Source organism: Streptomyces justiciae (assembly GCF_015163075.1).
Taxonomy (GTDB): domain Bacteria; phylum Actinomycetota; class Actinomycetes; order Streptomycetales; family Streptomycetaceae; genus Streptomyces; species Streptomyces justiciae.
In genome coordinates this window covers 704,061-722,917 of the sequence record NZ_JADDXU010000001.1, presented here as the reverse complement: position 1 = coordinate 722,917, position 18,857 = coordinate 704,061, and the positions used below count along the sequence as shown (strand labels likewise).

Below are 18,857 nucleotides of genomic sequence, written 5' to 3'. Positions count from 1 at the left end.
GACGTAACTCTACGGTGGCCTCGACCGAACCGGTCGGGCCGAACGTCTTCGGGGAGCCCCGAGTGGATCGCACCGCCCAGCTGACCTCGTACGCCCGGACCCGTCCCTTCGTATACGAACCGGACGTCACGACACATTCTCTGCACGTCAGGGCGGCCCGGGTACTGGAGGCCAACTGGACGGGCACCTCGACGGTCCCCTCCCGCAGCCTGTACCCGCACCAGTGGTCCTGGGACTCGGCGTTCATCGCGATCGGCCTGCGGCACCTGTCCCCATTACGGGCACAGACGGAACTGGAGACACTGCTCGACGCCCAATGGGGTGACGGGCGCATCCCGCACATCGTCTTCAACCCCTCCGTGCCGCTCGACGCATACTTCCCGAGCCCCGACTTCTGGCGCTCCTCGACCGCGGGGCGCGCTGCGGGCGCCCCGCGCACCGTACAGACGTCCGGCATCGTGCAGCCACCGGTGCACGCGCTGGCCGCCTGGCTGGTGCACCAGGCCGACCCGGGCCTGTCCCGGGCCCGCGGCTTCCTCACCCGGGTCTATCCCCACCTGGCCGCCTGGCACCGCTATCTGCTGCACCGCAGGGACCTGGGCGGCGCCGGCCTGGCGTCGGTGGTCCACCCGTGGGAGCAGGGCATGGACAACAGCCCTTGCTGGGACGCCCCGTTGAGCCGGATCACCCCGGCTCCGGCCCGCTCCTTCCGCCGCGCCGACCTGGACCACGGCTCCCCGGAGGACCGCCCCACGGACCTGGACTACGGCCGCTACGTCCGCCTGGCGACGGACTACCGGGACGGCGAATACGCCGACGGGACAGGCGAGTTCGCGGTCGAGGACCCGTCCTTCAACGCCCTGCTCATCGCCTCCGAGCACGCACTGGCCCGTATCGCCCAGGAGTTGGGCGCCCCGGGCACGGCCCGCCACACCCGGGCCGAGCGCCTGACCGCGACCCTGATCGACCGTCTGTGGGACCCGGCGGAGGGCATGTTCTTCTGCCGCGACGTCCGGACGGGGGCACTGATCCCGGAGCGCAGCGTCTCCGGCCTGATCCCCCTGCTCCTACCCACACTCCCCCGGGACATCGTCACGGCCCTGGTTCGCACCACGGCCTCCAAGCACTTCGGACTCGGCGGCAGCACCCGCCTGGTCCCCAGCTACGACCTGCTCGGCGAGGCCTTCGACCCGCACCGCTACTGGCGCGGCCCGGCCTGGTTCAACACCAACTGGCTGCTGGAGCGCGGCCTGCGCACCCACGGCGAACGGGGCCGTGCCGCCGCCCTGCGCAGAGCGGTCCTGCACCTCGCCGACACCTCCGACTTCGCCGAGTACGTCGACCCGTACACCGGCGAGGCCTGCGGGGCGACCGGCTTCGGCTGGACCGCCGCGCTCGCGCTCGACCTGCTCCACAGCGCCACCACCCACACGGGATCCAAGGGAGGGGACCGGGAATGACGGACCGGCATCATCTGCTCGTGCGCGGCGGGACGTTCGCGGCCGTGGGCGACGGCGGGGACATCAGCGGAGTCCGGGGCGGCAACTCCCCCTCTCCTGAAGGGTTGTTCGTACGCGACGCCCGCCACCTGAGCCGCTGGCAGCTCACGGTGGACGGCGCCGTCCCCGAGGCCCTCACCCCGGTGGCCGACGGCGACACGGCCCGCTGCGTCCTGGTCCCCCGGGGCGGCCGCAACGAGCCCCCGGCGTACACGATCTTCCGCGAACAGGCGGTCGGCGACGGCTCGTTCGTGGAATCCCTGAAGGTGACGAGCAACCGCCCGGTCCCCACCACGGTCCGCCTGGCGGTCACCGCGGACGCCGACTTCACCGACCAGTTCGAACTCCGCTCCGACTACCGCACCTACGCCAAGATCGGCGCCACCCGCTCCCGTGAAGTACTCGACTCCGGCGTGGAGTTCACCTACCAGCGCGGCGAATGGCGTTCCTGTACGACGGTGACGGCCGAGCCCGCCCCGGACGCCGTGGAGGAGACCGGCACCGGCGCCCGCCGCCTGGTCTGGACGCTGGACCTGGACCCGCACGGCACGGCCGAGCTGACCCTGCGGGTCATGGCCCGCCCGCACGGCGACAAACGCGCCCTCCGCGTCCCCAAGTCCCCCACGTCCCTGAACTCCGAACTCATCGCCCTGGAGGGCGAGTTCGTGGAGGGCGTGGCCTTCCCGACCGGCTGGCCCGAACTGGCCGCCGCCTGCGCCCGCGGCCTCGCCGACCTGGCCTCGCTCCAGGTCCCGGCGACGGGCCCGGACGGCGAGACCCTGCACGTCCCGGCGGCGGGCGCCCCGTGGTTCCTGACCCTCCTGGGCCGGGACGCCCTGCTGACCTCGCTCTTCGCCCTCCCCTACCGCCCCCAGCTGGCCGCCGCCACCCTCCCCGCCCTCGCCGCGGCACAGGCGACGGAGACCGGCACGGACGCGGTGGCCCAGCCGGGCAAGATCGTGCACGAGGTACGCCACGGCGAGCTGGCGCACTTCGGCCAGGTCCCCTACGGCCGCTACTACGGCTCGGTGGACGCGACCCCCCTCTTCCTGGTCCTCCTGGGCGCGTACGTCGAACAGACCGGCGACCTGACCCTCGCCCGCCGCCTGGAACCCCACGCCCGCGCGGCGATCGGCTGGATGCTGGACCACGGCGGCCTGACCTCCCGCGGCTACCTCGTCTACCGCGCCGACCAGGGCGGCCTCGCCAACCAGAACTGGAAGGACTCCCCCGGCTCGATCTGCTCCTCCGACGGCACACGCGCCTCCGGCGCGGTGATGGCGGCGGGCGCGCAGGGCTACGCGTACGACGCGCTGCGGCGCACGGCGTGGCTGGCGCGGACGGTATGGGCCGACGAGACGTACGCGGCCCTCCTCGAACAGGCCGCCGGCGACCTCCGCGACCGCTTCCAGCGGGACTTCTGGATGCGGGACCGCGCCTTCCCCGCCCTTGCCCTGGACGGCGACGGCCGCCAACTCGACGCGCTGGCCTCCGACGCCGGGCATCTGCTGTGGTCGGGGCTGCTGGACAAGGAGTACGGGGAGGTGGTGGGCCGGCGGCTGCTGGAACCGGACTTCTTCTCGGGGTGGGGCGTGCGGACGCTGGCAGCCGGGCAGGCGGCGTACCACCCGCTGTCGTATCACCGGGGTTCGGTGTGGCCGCACGACAACGCGCTGATCACGCTGGGGCTGGCGCGGTACGGGCTGCATGACGAGGCGCGGTCGGTGGCACACGGGTTGGTGGACGCGGCGACCGCTGCCGGGCATCGACTTCCGGAAGTCATCGCCGGGTACGGCAGGGACACGCATCGGGAGCCGGTGCCGTATCCGCACGCGTGTGTGCGGGAGGCTCGGTCGGCTGCGGCGCCTCTTGCGTTGCTGACGGCGGTTGGGGGCGCCTAGTAGCTCGTGAGGACCGGTCGTGTGGCGGGTGCGGGTCCGTCGTGGCTTGTCGCGCAGTTCCCCGCGCCCCTAAAGACAAAAGCAGGGCGTTGGACAACCGTTTGCTTGGTGTTTGCCCGGCACCCCTGAACAGCCATCCCCGGCCTCCCGTACCCCGTTGTGGCGGGTCCGAGACCCCATGTCGGGCCCGCCACCACGCCATCGGGTCCCGCACGGAAGGTCCTTCGGGTGTCCGTCTCCACCAGCACGCCCCCGCCGACCGAGGACGTCGTCCTCGACGCCCCCGAACGCCACCGCCCACCCCTCCTCCGCTGGACGGTGACCACCCTCGCCGCCCTGCTCGTTCTCACCGCGCTGCTGCTTCCCAACGCGCTGCCCGCCCTCAAGGTCAACCGGTTCACGCGCATTCCGGTCGAGGCGATCATCGGGGCGGCGGTGGCGCTGTGGCTGCCGAGGCGGCCCAGGGTCATCGTGGCGGCGGTGTCCGGCGTGGGCCTGGGCGTCCTGACGATCCTGAACCTGCTGGACATGGGGTTCCGGGACTACCTGGGCCGGGGCTTCAACATGATCCTGGACTGGGAGTTGCTGGACGACGCGCAGTCGTACGTCAAGGACTCGATGGGCGGAACGGTCGCCGTGCTCGCCGTGATCGGGTCCGTCCTCCTCGTCCTGCTTCTCCTGTCCTTGACGGCCCTGGCGATGGTGCGGCTGAGCAACGTACTCGTGGCGAACCGGGCGAAGGCGACCCGCGGCACCCTGATCGCGGCCATGGCATGGATCACCTGTTACGCGCTGGGCCTCCAGCTCGGCGGTATGCCGATCGCCGCCGACCGGGCCGCGGCGGCGCTGAAGATCCAGGCGACGCGGGTGACGGACACGATCCGCGACGAGGCGGCGTTCGCGCGGGAGGCCAAGGCGGACACGTTCGGGGCAACGCCCGGCAGCCAGCTCCTCCCCGACCTCCGGGGCAAGGACGTCATCTTCACCTTCATCGAGAGCTACGGCCGCAGTGCGATCGAGGACCCGGTCATGGCGCCGGGCGTGGACCGGACGCTCACCACCAGCACCGAGGCCCTCAAGAAGGCGGGCTACAGCGCACGCAGCGGCTGGCTGACGTCGGCGACGTACGGCGGCAGCAGTTGGCTCGGCCACTCCACCACCATGTCCGGCCTGTGGATCGACAACCAGCAGCGCTACCGCACGGTCATGGCCAGCGACCACCTCAGCCTCACCAAGGCGTTCCAGAAGACGGGCGCCTGGGACACCGTGGGCGTCATGCCGGGCATCCAGAAGGGCTGGCCCGAGCAGCGCTACTACGGCCTGGACAAGGTCTACAACGCCTTCCAACTCGGCTACCAGGGCCCGAAGTTCAGCTGGTCGACGATGCCCGACCAGTACGCCCTGGAGGCCTTCCAGCGCCAGGTCCACGGCAAGAAGCGGGACAAGCCCCTGATGTCGGAGATCATCCTGACCTCCAGCCACCAGCCCTGGGCGCCGATCCCGAAGATGGTCGACTGGAACGACCTCGGCGACGGCAAGCTCTTCGACGCCATCCAGAAGGCCGGCAAGAAACCCTCGGACATCATCACCGACCCCACCAAGTCCCGTGAGGAGTACGGCAAGTCGATCCAGTACTCGGTGACGGCCCTCACCCAGTGGCTGGAACGCTACGGCACCAAGAACACCGTCCTGGTCTTCCTGGGCGACCACCAGCCCATAGCCCGGGTCAGCGGCAACCACGCCAGCCGAGACGTCCCGATCTCCATAGTGGCCAAGGACCCCAAGGTCCTGGCCAAGATCACGGACTGGAACTGGACGGAGGGCCTGAAGCCGGCCCACAACGCCCCGGTCTGGAAGATGAGCGCGTTCCGCGACCGCTTCCTGAAGGCATACGGCTCGACACCGCACCCGTCCACAGGCTGAGCACGCCGACCGGCTGCGGCGACGTCGTGGCTGGTCGCGCAGTTCCCCGCGCCCCTGGGGACGTTGACCCCCACGCACCCGCAGTGCGCAACGGCGGGAAGGGGACGTGTCGGGGGGTGTCCGCCCGCAGCGGTTGGCGCGTCAACACGGGCGCCCCTTTATAGGTGACCGATTCCGCGCCGTTCCGAGGACGGACACCCCCCGGCGCGGCCCCGACCCCCACCCAACCGAACCGCGCACGACACGACCCGGCACCCAGCCACTCAGCCGCCGGAGGTATCCAGCTCCGCGTCCTCGCTCACGCCCGCGCAGTCGTACGGGTCCTTCAGCCAACCGTCCGGCAGGACGACCCGGTTGTTCCCCGACGTACGCCCCCGAGGACCATCGGCCCCCACCGGCCACGCCTGCTCCAGGTCCAACTCGTCCAGCCCGGCCCGCAGTTCCTCCAGCGACGACGTGATCGCCAGCCGCTTGCGCATCTCGCTGCCGACCGCGAAGCCCTTCAGATACCAGGCGACATGCTTGCGGAAGTCGACAACACCCTTGGCCTCGTCGCCGATCCACTCCCCCAGCAACCGCGCGTGGCGGACCATGATGTCGGCGACCTCGCGCAGCGACGGACGCGCGATGTCCTCCGTACGCCCCTCGAACGCCGCCACCAGGTCCGCGAACAGCCACGGCCGCCCCAGGCACCCACGGCCCACGACCACACCGTCGCAGCCGGTCTCGCGCACCATCCGCAGCGCGTCCTCCGCCGACCAGATGTCGCCGTTCCCCAGCACCGGGATCTCCGGCACGTGTTCCTTCAGACGCGCGATGGCGTCCCAGTCGGCCGTACCGCCGTAGTGCTGCGCCGCCGTACGCCCGTGCAGCGCGATCGCCGTCACACCCTCCTCGACCGCGATCCGCCCGGCGTCGAGATACGTGATGTGGTCGTCGTCGATGCCCTTGCGCATCTTCATCGTGACCGGCAGATCGCCCGCCCCCGTCACCGCCTCGCGCAGGATCGCCCGCAGGAGCGGCCGCTTGTACGGCAGCGCCGACCCGCCGCCCTTGCGCGTCACCTTCGGCACCGGGCACCCGAAGTTGAGGTCGATGTGATCGGCGAGCCCCTCCTCCGCGATCATGCGGACGGCCTTGCCGACGGTCGCGGGGTCGACGCCGTACAGCTGGATCGAGCGCGGCTTCTCACTCTCGTCGAAGTGGATCAGCTGCATGGTCTTCTCGTTGCGCTCGACCAGCGCCCTCGTCGTGATCATCTCGCTCACGAACAGCCCCTTGCCCCCGCTGAACTCCCGGCACAGGGTGCGGAACGGCGCGTTGGTGATCCCGGCCATGGGGGCCAGGACGACGGGCGGCTGAACGGTGTGCGGCCCGATCTGGAGGGGCGCGGCGGTCGTGGACATTCCCCCATTGTCGCGTACGACGACAAGTGCCCTCCGCTCGATTCCCGCTCGCACCCGACTCGATCCCCACTCGCGCCCCACCAGAGCCTCACTCGATCATGTAACGACCATTAGTTAGACGCACTATCGAAATCGGCGTACGCTGGACCGCATGCCCGAGCTCAGCCATCGCCGGCGCCTCCTCGTCCTCGCGATCTGCTGCATGAGCCTGCTGATCGTGAGCCTCGACAACACGGTTCTGAACGTCGCCCTGCCGTCCATGCAGCACGACCTCGACGCCACCACGTCGGGCCTGCAGTGGACGATCGACGCCTACACGCTCGTCCTGGCCGCGATGCTGATGCTGGCCGGGTCGACCGCCGACCGGATCGGCCGCAAGCGGGTCTTCATGGCGGGCCTGGTCGTGTTCACGGTCGGCTCGGTGCTGTGCTCCCTCGCCCCGAACCTGGAGGCGCTCGTCGCCTTCCGCATGGTGCAGGCGGTCGGCGGCTCGATGCTCAACCCGGTCGCGATGTCGATCATCACCAACACCTTCACGGACCCGCGCGAGCGCGCCCGCGCGATCGGCGCGTGGGGCGCGGTGGTGGGCATCTCGATGGCCGCGGGGCCGCTGGTCGGCGGCCTGCTTGTGGACTCCGTCGGCTGGCGCTCGATCTTCTGGATCAACCTCCCGGTCGGCCTCGCCGCCCTCCTCCTCACCCTCCGCTACGTCCCCGAGTCCCGCGCCCCCAAGGCCAAGCGCCCCGACCCGCTCGGCCAGTTCCTGGTGATCGTGCTGTTCGGCTCGCTGACGTACGCGATCATCGAGGCCCCGAACGCCGGGTTCACCTCGACGCTGCCGTACGCCGCGCTGGCGCTGGCCGCGCTGCTCGGCATCCTCTGGTACGAGCCGCGGCGCGAGGAGCCCCTCATCGATCTGCGGTTCTTCCGGTCGGTGCCGTTCAGCGGGGCGACGGTGATCGCGATCAGCGCGTTCGCGGCGCTGGGCGGGTTCCTGTTCCTGTCGACGCTGTATCTGCAGAACGTCCGGGGGCTGGACGCGCTGCACGCCGGGCTGTGGATGCTGCCGATGGCGGTGCCGACGTTCCTGTGCGCGCCGCTGTCCGGGCGGCTGGTCGGCACCCGGGGGCCCCGCGTGCCGCTGCTGATCGCCGGGTTCGCGATGACGGCGAGCGGGGTGATGTTCGCGGCGTTCGACGCGGAGACCTCGAACGTCACGCTGTTCATCGGATACGTCCTGTTCGGCGTCGGCTTCGGGTTCGTGAACGCGCCGATCACCAACACGGCGGTGTCCGGGATGCCGCGTGCGCAGGCGGGGGTGGCGGCGGCGGTCGCTTCGACGAGCCGGCAGTTGGGGCAGACGCTGGGGGTCGCGGTGATCGGTGCGGTGCTTGCCGCCGGCGTGGGGTCGTCGTCGTACCAGGACGCGTTCGTGGCTGCCGCCGGGCCGGGGTGGTGGATTCTTGCCGGGTGTGGGTTCGCGGTGCTGGTGCTGGGGGCGTTGAGCAGTGGGGTGCGGGCTCGGCGTAGTGCGGAGCGGGTGGCTGAGCGGTTGGCTTCTGCTGAGGTGCGGGAGGCTGTGGGGGTTTCCGCCTAGGCGCCGTTGGGGTGCGGATCGGTTTGCGGGTGCTGGTCGTGCGTGGTTGATCGCGCAGTTCCCCGCGCCCCTGAGGGGCGTGACCCCGACGCACCCTGAACAACCAACGCCAGTCCTATCGCCGCCCCCACCCCCGCCCATGCCACCGGGCCCAGCGGTGTGCAGCCGAAGAGCTGGCTCACGCCCGGTGTCTCCACGACTGCTGCCAGGACCAGGAACGAACCCAGGGACGTCACCCTCACCAGGGTGTTGCCCCTGCGGTCCGCCAGGGTCTGGGCCAGTTGTGTGCCCACCACCGCGCACAGGGCCATCGTCGTCGAGCGTCGGGCCGTGCCCGGGGTGAAGCGGCCGAAGAGCCAGGCCGCGGTGGCGCCGAGGCAGGTGGTCGCGGCGCGGCGGCGGATCTGGTGGGTGAGGGGGGCGCCCAGCATCGCCGTGCCCAGGGGGCCGTCGTCAGTCGCCTCCACCGGGGTCACCGCCACCGCCATCGCCGGGAACAGGTCGGTGAAGAGGTTCACCAGCAGCATCTGGCGGGTGGACAGGGGCGCGGCGCCGGAGAGGAGCGTGCCGAGGATGCCGAAGCTCACCTCGCCCGCGTTGCCGCCGATGAGGATGGCGATGGCGTCGGCGACGCCGTGCCACAGGGCGCGGCCCTCGCGGACGGCCTCGGTGAGGACGGAGAGGTCGTCGCCGGTCACCACGAGGTCGGCGGCGTTGCGGGCGGCGGCGGAGCCGCGGGCGTTGATGCCGACGCCGACGTCGGCGGCGCGGATCGCGGCGGCGTCGTTGGCGCCGTCGCCGACCATGCCGACGACCCGGCCGGCATCCCGGAGGGCCTCGACGACCTGGAGTTTCTGCTCAGGCGCGACGCGGGCGACGATGTCGGCGTCGCGCAGCATCCGGGACCGGCGGGAGCGGTCGGCGGCGGCGAGTTCGTCGCCGGTGACCACGGTGGCGTCGTCCGGCCAGCCCAGCTCGGTGGCGATCGCGCGGGCGGTCTGCGGGTGGTCGCCGGTCAGCACGACGGGTCGTACACCTGCCTCTCGCAATCCGTGGACGAGGGCGGGAGAGGTCGCGCGGGGTACGTCGGCCAGGCCCAGGAGTCCCGTGAACTCAAGGTCTTCCAGGCTGTCGAGGGGCTGTTCGAGTAGGTCCGCCGGTTCCTCGCCCTCGTGCAGCGGGCGCGAGGCCACCGCCAGCACGCGGAGCCCGTCCCGGGCGAGGGACTGGGCCGTTTCCCCGGGGTCCGCCGGCCCGGTGCAGACGGGCAGCACCGTCTCGGGGGCACCCTTGACCACCAGGACCTGCGAGCCGTCGCCGGCGTGCCCCACCGCGGCGGCATAGCCGCGGGCGGCCTCGAAGGCGAGGCCCTCGGTCTGGGTCCAGTCGGGGTCGGGTCCCGCCGCGTCCAGGATCGCGTCGTCGGTGGCGTGCTCGCCGTTCGTGCCGGGGCAGGCGCGGGCGGCGGTGCGCAGGACAGGGGCCGCGTCCGGTTCGTCGGGGCGGCGGACGGTGCCGTCGGGGGCGGTGACGCGGACGAGCCGCAGCCGGTTCTCGGTGAGGGTGCCGGTCTTGTCGAAGCAGACGGTGTCCATGCGGCCCACCGCCTCCAGGGTGCGCGGGGCGCGGACGAGGACGCCGTGCGCGCTGAGGCGGCGGGCGGCGGCCAGCTGGGCGACGGTGGCGACGAGCGGCAGCCCCTCGGGTACGGCGGCGACGGCGACCGCGACGCCGCCGCTCACCGCCTGCTTCAGCGGTGTGCCGCGCAGGAGGGCGAGGCCGGTGACCGCGGCGCCGCCCGCCATGGTCAACGGCAGTGCCTTGCGGGTGAGTTCCTGGAGCCGGGCCTGGACGCCGGCGGCGGGCGGGGTGCGGGCGGCGAGGGCGACGGCCCGGGCGGCCTCGGTGCGGTCGCCGGTGTCCACGACGACCGCGCGGGCCTGTCCGGCGACGACGGTCGTGCCCTCGAAGACCATGCAGTGCCGTTCGGCGACGGGGGCGCGTGGGGTCGGGTCGGTGCACTTGTCCACCGGCAGGGACTCGCCGGTCAGCGCGGACTCGTCGACCTCCAGACCGTCCTCCCACAGCAGGCGGGCGTCGGCGGGGACGACGTCGTCCACCTTGAGCTCGATGACGTCACCGGGGTCCAGCCGGGCGGCGTCGACGACATGGGGCTTGCGGTCGCCGGTCACCCGGGCCTTCTGCTTCTGCTGGGCGAGCAGCCCGGACAGCGCGCGCTCGGCCCGCAGCCGCTGGACGCCGCCGACGAGGGCGTTGAGGTCGAGCGCGCCGACGACGAGCAGCGCGTCCACGGCGGACCCGAGGATCGCCGACGCGGCCGACCCGACCGCGAGCACGGGCGTGAGCGGGTCGTCCAGCTCACCGCGCACGGCACGCGCGAGCTGCAACGACCACCGGGCAGGGGCCAGCGGGGGCAGTCGTACGACGGTGTCGGCGGCCGTGCGGACGGCGGTGGACGTCTGCTCGGCGAGGGTCGGCTCGGGTGGTGCCTCCCGCTCCAGCCGGTCCTGTACGGCGTCCGGGCCGAGGGCGTGCCAGGGCACCCGGGGCCGGGGGTGCGGGGGGCGGGCGGCGGCGACGCCGAGGGCGGCGCGGGCGCCGGACAGCAGGGCGGCGGCCGCGGCGGCGTCGACGGGCGCGTGCCGCAGTCCGGGCAGCGCCGTACGGCGGCGGCCCCGGCCCGACTCGCCGACGGCGACGAGCAGTCCGGACAGGGCGGCGCCGGACCGGGCCAGGGTCTGGGCGCGGCGGCCGACCGCGCGGGCCGGGGGTACGGCGGTCAGCAGCCGCCAGACGTCGGGCAGGCCGTGCGGGGCGAGGACGTCGGCGCCCCAGGCGACACAGCCGTCGCCGTCGGCGAGGGCGACGGCGACGTCCCCGGCGAGCAGCCCGGCGACGGTGTCCTCGTCCTGCGGCCGGGCCACGGTCACGACACCGCCGCCGTCCTCGTCGTCCTCGTCGTCGCCGCTGAGCTCGCGCACGACCTCGCTCAGGGACCGGTCGGCGGGTACGACCCGGTCGGCGAGGCCGGTGAACTCGGCGAGGGCGGGGTCGTCCACGACGACGACCCGCAGGCCGGCCCGCCGTGCCGCGTCCAGGACGGCCTCCGCCCAGGGGTCGGCGCCCGCGTCGGGAGTCTTGAGGGCGCTGGGGTGCAGGACGATCGTGCCGGCGGTCTCCAGTTGCCGCAGCCGCTCGGGGGCGCGCACGAGCACGCCGGTGCGGGCCAGTGCGGTGCCGAGGACGGCGTGGAAGGCGGCGGGGCCGTAGCGGGCGGCCTTGGGCGAGCCCGCGAGGACCGCCTCGGCGGCCTCGGTGATGTCGTGCTTGACGAGCAGCGCGGCGAGGGCGCCGGTGACGCTGCCGAGGGAGGCGTGGGCGGCGTACTCCTGGGCGGGCGAGGTGCGCAGCGGGGGGCGGGCGGCCGGGTCCGCGGGCACGCTGTCCCGTTCCGGGACGCAGAGCCGGTCGTGCACGGTCTCGAACTGGGCCGTCCGCGCGATGGCCTCGCTCAACTGGCAGACGCGCAGGGCTCCGTCGAGGACCAGGGAGGCCGGGCTGTGTCCGGCACCGTGCGCGAGGGCGTTCGCCGCGGCGAGGACGACCTCCATCCGACCGCTGCCGAGCCGACCACGCAGCCACGCCCGGACCCGAGGGTTCTCCCGGACCAGCGTGACCCCGGCGGTGACGATCCGAGGCGAGGCCGGCAACCGCAGCAGGGACCCGCCGACAGCGGCCACGACCCCCACCACATCGGCCCCGAGCGCGACGGCGGCGGTCCGCACGGCCCCCGGATCCCCCGGATGCGCGAACTCCTCCACGTCCCCGTCACCGGGCACCAGCCCGTACCGCCCGGCCATCGCCCCCACCCGCTCGACGACCACGTCCCCCGCCACCCCCTCAGCAGCGGTCACCACGAGCCGCCCGAGCCCACGGTCCCAGTAGGCGAGGGCAACGTCGGGGTGCTCCAGGAGGGCGGCAGCGAGGCGATGGGCGCGGTGTTCGGTGGGGTGGTGTGGGGGGCGGGGGGTGGTGGGGGGCGGTTCGACGGTGGGCCTCGGCTCCTCGGTAGGCGCCGGGTGTGGCTCTGCCTCGCGTAGCGTGACATGGGCCCGTGGGCCCGCTCGCCAGTCGTGCGGGGCGCCCGGGAGGGCCGCGCGGGCGGTTCTGGCCGCTCGGGTGGTGAAGTCCGCCGCGCGTACTCCGGCCCGGGCCGTGCCGGCCAGCGCGCCGGCGGCGGCGCCCACGGCGGTGGGGGTGCCGCGGGCGACGAGGCGGGGTCCGGTCAGGAGAAGGCGGGCGGCGGCTGCCGCGGGGGTCGTCAGAGGAGTGCCAGGCATTGCACAGGCCCTCAGTCGGTGGCGCGGGACGCCGTGCCCGCACGTCCGGGTGAAGTCGTCCGGTGGGTGGGGAGCTTGGCGGAGGGAGTGTCGGCGCGAGCGGCCCCGCCGGTCGACGCCATCACCTTCGGGGTGGGGACGTCACCGACTCCACGGCCACCCGTGTCGACGGACTCGGCCTGCGCGCTCTGCGGGGCCTGCGCGGTCTGCGCGGTCTGCGCGGTCTGCGCGGTCTGCGGGGCCTGCCAGGCCTGCGCGGTCTGCGGGGCCTGCTCGGCCTGCGCGGTCTGCGGGGTCTGCTCGGCCTCTTCCACCCGCTCCGGCGACCGCGGCTGCGTCAGCCACGCCACCGCCGCGCCCGTGATCGCGACCGGCCACTCCACGACCCCCGCGACGCCGAGCACCCCGGCCCCGGTGTAAACGGCGATCCGCCGCCCACGCGGCGACACAGCCCCGACCCGGTCCAGCACCCCACCGGCAGCCCGGCCGACCACGGCGACGCCTTCCCGCACCCCACCGGCGGCCCGGCCGACCGCCCCGATGCCACCCCGCACGCCATCCCGCACCCCGTCAGCCGCCCGGCCCACCGCACCGGCACCATCACCGGCCGTCCGGCCCACCACCCCGACACCTTCCCGTATCCCACCGGCCGCCCGGCCCACCACGCCGGCACCGCCGCCGACCGCCCGGCTCGCCGCATCGGCACCCTCACCGGCAGCCCGGCCGACCACCCCGACACCTTCCCGTATCCCACCGGCCGCCCGGCCCACCACGCCGGCACCGCCGCCGACCGCCCGGCTCGCCGCATCGGCACCCTCACCGGCAGCCCGGCCGACCACCCCGGCGCCACCCCGCACGCCATCCCGCACTTCACCAGCCGCCCGGCCCACCAACCCGGCCCCAGGCACCCTCCCCAGCGCGGACGCCGCCGTCCTCAGTGGCTGTGGGACACCCAGCGTCGAGCCCGTTGAATCTGCCGGAGTCGTCGTGTTCGTCGTGTTCTGCTCAGCCATCGCCGTTCCGCCGACCTTCGCCTGTGGGGGTTCGTTCCGGATCATCCGGGTTCCCGCCCCACGGCAGGTCATCCCCGCGGAGCGTGGTTCACCGGTGTCCGTTCCAGGGCGATCGCGTGCAGCCGTTCCAGCCGCTCCTTGGACTCCTCGTCCGCCGGCACGTACGTCACCATCCGCGGCCCCGCCTCCGGCCCCAGCCACATGTCGGTGTGATCGACCGCGACCCGCCCCACGTACCGGTTCAGGAACTCCTTGCGCTTGCCTCGATGGGCGCCCACCTCATGCCGGTCCCAGGCCTCGCAAAACTCCGGGGACTCGGTGCGCAGGCGCTGGAGGAGCATCTTCCAGGCCGGCTCACCGAGGTGCCCGGCCATCGTGGCGCGGAAGCGGGCGGCCATGAGGCGCTGGGTCTGCTCCAGGTGCACGATCGAGGACCGCCACGGCTCGTGCGTGTAGGAGAGGATCAGGCAGTTGCGGTCCTCCGCCGGCACCGCGTCGAGGTCGCAGAGCAGCAGCCCGTACGTGCGGTTGTAGGCGAGGATGTCGTACCGGCTGTTCTGTACGCACGCCGGGATGGGCTCCAGCTGCTCCAGGACGCGTTGGATCGCGGGGGTGATGGACGGGCACGTGGTCGCCGGCGTCGGGTCGACCGCCCCGGCCAGCTGGAAGAGGTGGCCGCGCTCGCTGGGGTCCAGCAGCAGCGTGCGGGCCAGCGCGTCCAGGACCTGCACCGAGACCTGGATGTCCCGCGCCTGCTCCAGCCACGTGTACCAGGTGACGCCGACCGCGGAGAGATGCGCGACCTCCTCGCGCCGCAGGCCTGGCGTGCGGCGCCGGCGCCCCCGGGGCAGGCCGACCTGCTCGGGGCTGATGTGCTCACGCCGGTGCCGCAGGAACGCGGCGAGCTCATGCCGCCGCACCTCCGCGGCACACGTCGCACCGGAGCTCGCGGGGGCCGTCGTCGTCACCTCGGCCATCGTCGTCATGCCTCCAGCCTGCCGCCGGGCGGACCCTGTTTCCAGATACTCCTTCTACCAGGATAAAGACACTCTGGTACCAGTCTGAGGCGCGGCGGACGCTGGAGTACGTGACCACCGAAACCATCACCCCACGTCACCTGCGAACCTCCGACGCACCACCCGTGCTCGGCGGCCTCGGTCTCTTCACGGTGCTGCTCGGCGCGGCACTGCCCCTCATCGACTTCTTCATCGTCAACGTCGCCCTGCCCACGATCGGCCGGGACCTGTCGGCGAGCGAGTCGGTCCTCGAACTCGTCGTGTCCGGTTACGGGTTGGCGTACGCCGTGCTGCTCGTCCTGGGCGGCCGGCTCGGCGATCTCTTCGGCCGGCGCCGGCTCTTCCTCGGCGGCATGGCGGCCTTCGGCCTGACCTCGCTGGCCTGCGGGCTCGCACCGACCGCGTGGACGCTGGTCGCGGCCCGGGTCGCGCAGGGCGCCGCGTCGGCCGCGATGCTGCCGCAGGTGCTGGCCACCATCCAGGCGGCGACGAGCGGCCAGCGCCGCGCGAAGGCGATGGGGCTGTACGGCGCCACGGCGGGCCTGTCCATGGTGGCGGGCCAGATCCTCGGCGGGGTCCTGGTCGCCGCGGACATCGCGGGCACCGGCTGGCGCTCGGTCTTCCTCGTCAACGTCCCGGTCGTCGTCCTCGGCCTGGTCCTCGCCGCCCGTGCCGTACCGGAGACCCGCTCCCCGCACCCGGAGCCGGTGGACGGCCCCGGCACGGTCCTGCTGGGGGTCTCCCTGCTCACCCTGCTGGCCCCGCTGACCGAGGGCCGGGCGGCGGGCTGGCCGCTGTGGACGTGGCTGTCGCTGGCGGCGTTCCCGTTCGCGGCGGCGGCGTTCTGGGCGGTGGAGCGCGGGGCGGACCGGCGCGGCCGTACGCCCCTGGTCCCGCCGAGCCTGTTCCGGCTGGTGTCGCTGCGGCGCGGGCTCGTGATGATCGTGCCGTTCTCGATCGGGTTCAGCGGCTTCATGTTCGTGATCGCGGTGGCGTTGCAGCGCGGCGCCGGGCTGGGGCCGGTGAAGGCCGGGCTCGCGCTCGCGCCCATGGCGGTGGTGTTCTTCTTCGTCTCGCTCGCGGGTCCGCGGCTGGTCGCGAAGTACGGCACGCGGGTCGTCACCGCCGGTGCGGCGGTCCAGGCGGTGGGGGTGGCCCTGATGGCCCTCGCGGCCTGGCGCTCCTGGCCGGACCTCGGCCTCGTCGAACTGCTGCCGGGCGCGGCGATCGCGGGCGCGGGCCAGGCCCTCCAACTCCCCGTGATCTTCCGCATCGTCCTCTCGGAGGTGCCGCAGGCCCGGGCTGGCGTGGGCAGCGGCGTGATGATCACCACCCAGCAGTCCTCGCTGGCCCTGGGCGTGGCCACCCTGGGCACCCTGTTCCTCTCCCTGATCCCCACCCTGGGCATGCGCGACGCCCTGATCACCACGCTCCTCGCCCAGCTGGCGGGCGTGGCCCTGACCGGCCTGCTGAGCCTGCGTCTGCCGCGGACCATCGGGTGAGGACTGTTCACGGTTCAGCGAACTCACCGTGAAGAAACCCCTGTTGATGTTGTTCTTGCTGCACACTGCCTCACCGGAGGCGATGCCTGATGCTGCAGACCAACACGAGCAAGGTGAGCCGCTGGGACCAGCACGGGCGGGAGCACGTCGTCCAGGTGCTGCGCAAAGGCCCCCAGCGCACGATCAGATGCGACACCTGCGGCTGGAAAAAGGCCGCGCAGTTCCTGCCCTGGCTGAAGGCGGAGGAACATCTGGCGGAGGCCCACCAGGCGACGGTGAACCCCAAGGACGACTGACCCCTCAGGCCCGCAGGCCTCGCACCAGCAGCTCCACGACCGCCTCGAACTCGGCCTGGATGTCGTGGCGTTGCCAGGCGGCGGCGTAACCGGGGTCGTGGAAGCGGCCGGTGGCGTGGAAGACGGCGCGGGCCGTGGCCTCGGGGTCGGGGGCGGTGAAGACGCCGGCGTCGACGCCGTCCTCGATGATGCGGGCCAACTGGCCGGTGAGGTCCGCGAGATGGGCGCTCACCGCCTCGCCGTTCTCCACGGTCAGGACCTGGTAGGTCGCGAACAGCTCGGGATCGTCACCGGCCTTGCGGCGCTTGGCCGCGAACAGCGCGGCGAGCCAGTCCCGCAGCCGGGCCTCCGGGTCGGCGTCCTCGGTGACGACGCCGGACAGGGCGGCCGTCGTCCGGTCCAGCCAGCGCTTGGTCACCGCCTCCCGCAGCACCGCCTTGGTGCGGAAGTGCCGGTAGACGCTGCCGTGGCTGACGCCGAGCGCCCGCGCCACGTCGACCACGGTCGCCTTCGCGGGGCCGTGGCGGCGCAACACCTCCTCGGTGGCTTCGAGGATGCGCTCGGCGGTCAGGGTTTCGCTGGTCGGGGCCATGGAGGAGACCGTACCCGGAGCGGGTATCAGCGCTCGCTGTCGAGGTGGGCCATCTGCGCCGCCGCATAGCGCTCGCCCGCCGCGGCGCCCGCCGGCACGGCCTCCTCGATCACCGCGAGGTCGGCCGCGTCCAGGACGACGTCCAGCGCGCCCAGCGACTCCGCGAGCCGCTCCCGGCTGCGGGCGCCGATCAGCGGCACGATGTCGTCGCCCCGCGACAGCACCCAGGCGATGGCGAGCTGCGCGACGCTGACGCCCTTCTGCTCGGCGATCTTCCGCAGCGCCTCCACCAGGTCCAGGTTGTGCCGGAGGTTGTCGCCCTGGAAGCGGGGCGAGTGCTGCCGGAAGTCGTCGGCGGCGAACTGCCGGTCCCGGCCGAGGTGCCCGGAGATCAGCCCGCGGGACAGCACGCCGTACGCCGTGACGGAGATGCCCAGCTCACGGGTGGTCGGCAGGATCGACTCCTCGATGCCGCGGGAGATCAGCGAGTACTCGATCTGGAGGTCGGCGATCGGCGCGACGGCGGCGGCCCGGCGGATCGTCTCGGCGCCGACCTCGCTGAGGCCGACGTGACGGACGTAGCCCTGCTCGATCAGTTCGGAGATCGCGCCGACCGTCTCCTCGATGGGGACGTCCGGGTCGAGGCGGGCGATCCGGTAGACGTCGATGTGGTCGACGCCGAGGCGCTGGAGCGAGTAGGCGGCGAAGTTCTTTACGGCGGCGGGGCGGCCGTCGTAGCCGATCCAGGAGCCGTCAGGGCCGCGCAGCGCGCCGAACTTCACGCTGGTCAGCGCCTGTTCGCGGCGGGCGGCGGGGGCGCTGCGCAGGGCCTCGCCGATCAGCATCTCGTTGTGGCCCATGCCGTAGAAGTCGCCGGTGTCGAGCAGGGTCACGCCCGCTTCGAGGGCGGCGTGGATGGTGGCGATCGACTCGGCGCGGTCGGCGTGGCCGTACAGCGCGGACATACCCATGCAGCCGAGGCCGAGGGGGGAGACCTGGGGGCCGGTGGTTCCGAGGGTGCGGGGGGTCTGTGTCGTCATGCCGTCCAGCCTGACATGACAGCTGACAGATTTCAATATCTGTCAGCTGTCACTTGTCAGCCGTCGCCGCCCGTCACCTCTCGGCCGTCGCCAGCTTCGCCCCGAGCAGCACGAACGACCCCGCGAAACTCCGCCGCAGCCACGCCATCACCCGCGGCCGGGAGATCACATGCCGGCGGACCGAGGCCGCGAGTACCCCGTACGCGGCGAAGACCACGAAGGTCGCCAGCATGAAGACGCCGCTCAGCGCCAGCATCCGCGGCAGCGCGTGCGGCTCCCCCGCGCTCACGAACTGCGGCAGGAACGCGAAGAAGAAGATCGTCAGCTTCGGGTTGAGGAGATTGATCAGCACCCCGCGGACGATCACCCGGCCCGCGGAGGACGGCGCGGTGGCATCCCGCTCGACGGTGATCGCGTCCCGGTCCCGCAGGCTCGCCCACGCCATCCACAACAGATAGGCGACACCGGCGTACTTGAGGACCTGGAAGGCGGCGGCGCTGGCATTGAGCAGCGCGGCGAGGCCGGTGACGGTGGCGAGGACGTGCGGCACGATCCCGAGCGTGCAGGCGAAGGCGGCGACGACACTCGCGCGGCGGCCGCGGGAGAGCCCGGCGGCGAGGGTGTAGACGACGCCGGTACCGGGGGTGGCGACCACGACGAGGGTGGTGAGGAGGAAGGCGAGGCTCATGTCCCCACCCTGAAAGCACAATG

Annotated in this window: 13 protein-coding genes; 7 read left to right on the top strand and 6 right to left on the bottom strand. The window is 73.0% G+C overall.

The genetic code is table 11. The features are described from left to right. The first annotated feature begins 62 nt into the window (after positions 1-62). The 3 genes from IQ210_RS03170 to IQ210_RS03160 all read left to right on the top strand — a co-directional run bounded on the left by IQ210_RS03170 (position 63) and on the right by IQ210_RS03160 (position 5,323). Complete coding sequence (locus IQ210_RS03170; protein WP_194076640.1) at positions 63-1,460, top strand: MGH1-like glycoside hydrolase domain-containing protein; 1,398 nt, start codon at positions 63-65, stop codon at positions 1,458-1,460. Further along, positions 1,457-3,400 carry an amylo-alpha-1,6-glucosidase gene (locus IQ210_RS03165; protein WP_194076638.1) on the top strand — a complete coding sequence of 648 codons (1,944 nt, stop codon included), beginning with the start codon at positions 1,457-1,459 and terminating at the stop codon, positions 3,398-3,400. Before IQ210_RS03170 ends, IQ210_RS03165 begins: the two co-directional genes overlap by 4 nt. 228 nt (positions 3,401-3,628) lie before the next feature. Continuing rightward, positions 3,629-5,323: an alkaline phosphatase family protein gene (locus IQ210_RS03160; RefSeq protein WP_322656303.1), complete on the top strand. Its 1,695-nt coding sequence runs from the start codon at positions 3,629-3,631 to the stop codon at positions 5,321-5,323. A 263-nt stretch (positions 5,324-5,586) separates the two neighbouring features. Here the strand turns inward: IQ210_RS03160 and dusB are convergent, their stop codons facing one another. Continuing rightward, positions 5,587-6,729, bottom strand: a complete 1,143-nt coding sequence (dusB, locus tag IQ210_RS03155) for a tRNA dihydrouridine synthase DusB (RefSeq protein ID WP_194076636.1) — start codon at positions 6,727-6,729, stop codon at positions 5,587-5,589. Between the two features lie 151 nt (positions 6,730-6,880). On the opposite strand from dusB, the gene IQ210_RS03150 reads away from it, so the two are divergent. Continuing rightward, complete coding sequence (locus IQ210_RS03150; protein WP_194076635.1) at positions 6,881-8,326, top strand: MFS transporter; 1,446 nt, start codon at positions 6,881-6,883, stop codon at positions 8,324-8,326. Here the strand turns inward: IQ210_RS03150 and IQ210_RS03145 are convergent. Then, a complete protein-coding gene (locus IQ210_RS03145; protein WP_194076634.1) occupies positions 8,323-12,687 on the bottom strand; it encodes a cation-translocating P-type ATPase in 4,365 nt (1,454 codons plus the stop codon). The two genes, IQ210_RS03150 and IQ210_RS03145, sit on opposite strands and share 4 nt — an antisense overlap. Positions 12,688-12,749: 62 nt before the next feature. Between IQ210_RS03145 and IQ210_RS48425 the strand changes: the two genes are divergently transcribed. Next, positions 12,750-13,658 carry a hypothetical protein gene (locus tag IQ210_RS48425; RefSeq protein WP_194076633.1) on the top strand — a complete coding sequence of 303 codons (909 nt, stop codon included), beginning with the start codon at positions 12,750-12,752 and terminating at the stop codon, positions 13,656-13,658. 110 nt (positions 13,659-13,768) lie between these two features. Here the strand turns inward: IQ210_RS48425 and IQ210_RS03135 are convergent, their stop codons facing one another. Beyond that, positions 13,769-14,686, bottom strand: coding sequence for a helix-turn-helix transcriptional regulator (locus IQ210_RS03135; RefSeq protein ID WP_194076632.1), 918 nt, complete (start codon positions 14,684-14,686; stop codon positions 13,769-13,771). A 101-nt stretch (positions 14,687-14,787) separates the two neighbouring features. On the opposite strand from IQ210_RS03135, the gene IQ210_RS03130 reads away from it, so the two are divergent. Both IQ210_RS03130 and IQ210_RS03125 read left to right on the top strand, forming a co-directional pair. Then, complete coding sequence (locus tag IQ210_RS03130; RefSeq protein ID WP_194076631.1) at positions 14,788-16,218, top strand: MFS transporter; 1,431 nt, start codon at positions 14,788-14,790, stop codon at positions 16,216-16,218. Between the two features lie 89 nt (positions 16,219-16,307). Then, positions 16,308-16,514, top strand: coding sequence for a hypothetical protein (locus tag IQ210_RS03125; RefSeq protein WP_194076630.1), 207 nt, complete (start codon positions 16,308-16,310; stop codon positions 16,512-16,514). Between the two features lie 4 nt (positions 16,515-16,518). Here the strand turns inward: IQ210_RS03125 and IQ210_RS03120 are convergent, their stop codons facing one another. The 3 genes from IQ210_RS03120 to IQ210_RS03110 all read right to left on the bottom strand — a co-directional run bounded on the left by IQ210_RS03120 (position 16,519) and on the right by IQ210_RS03110 (position 18,834). After that, positions 16,519-17,106, bottom strand: a complete 588-nt coding sequence (locus IQ210_RS03120) for a TetR family transcriptional regulator (RefSeq protein WP_194076629.1) — start codon at positions 17,104-17,106, stop codon at positions 16,519-16,521. A gap of 26 nt (positions 17,107-17,132) precedes the next feature. Beyond that, positions 17,133-18,146, bottom strand: coding sequence for an aldo/keto reductase (locus IQ210_RS03115; RefSeq protein WP_194076627.1), 1,014 nt, complete (start codon positions 18,144-18,146; stop codon positions 17,133-17,135). Positions 18,147-18,219: 73 nt separating this feature from the next. After that, on the bottom strand, positions 18,220-18,834 hold the full coding sequence (locus IQ210_RS03110) for a LysE family translocator (RefSeq protein ID WP_194076625.1): 615 nt from the start codon (positions 18,832-18,834) through the stop codon (positions 18,220-18,222). Positions 18,835-18,857 lie beyond the last annotated feature (23 nt).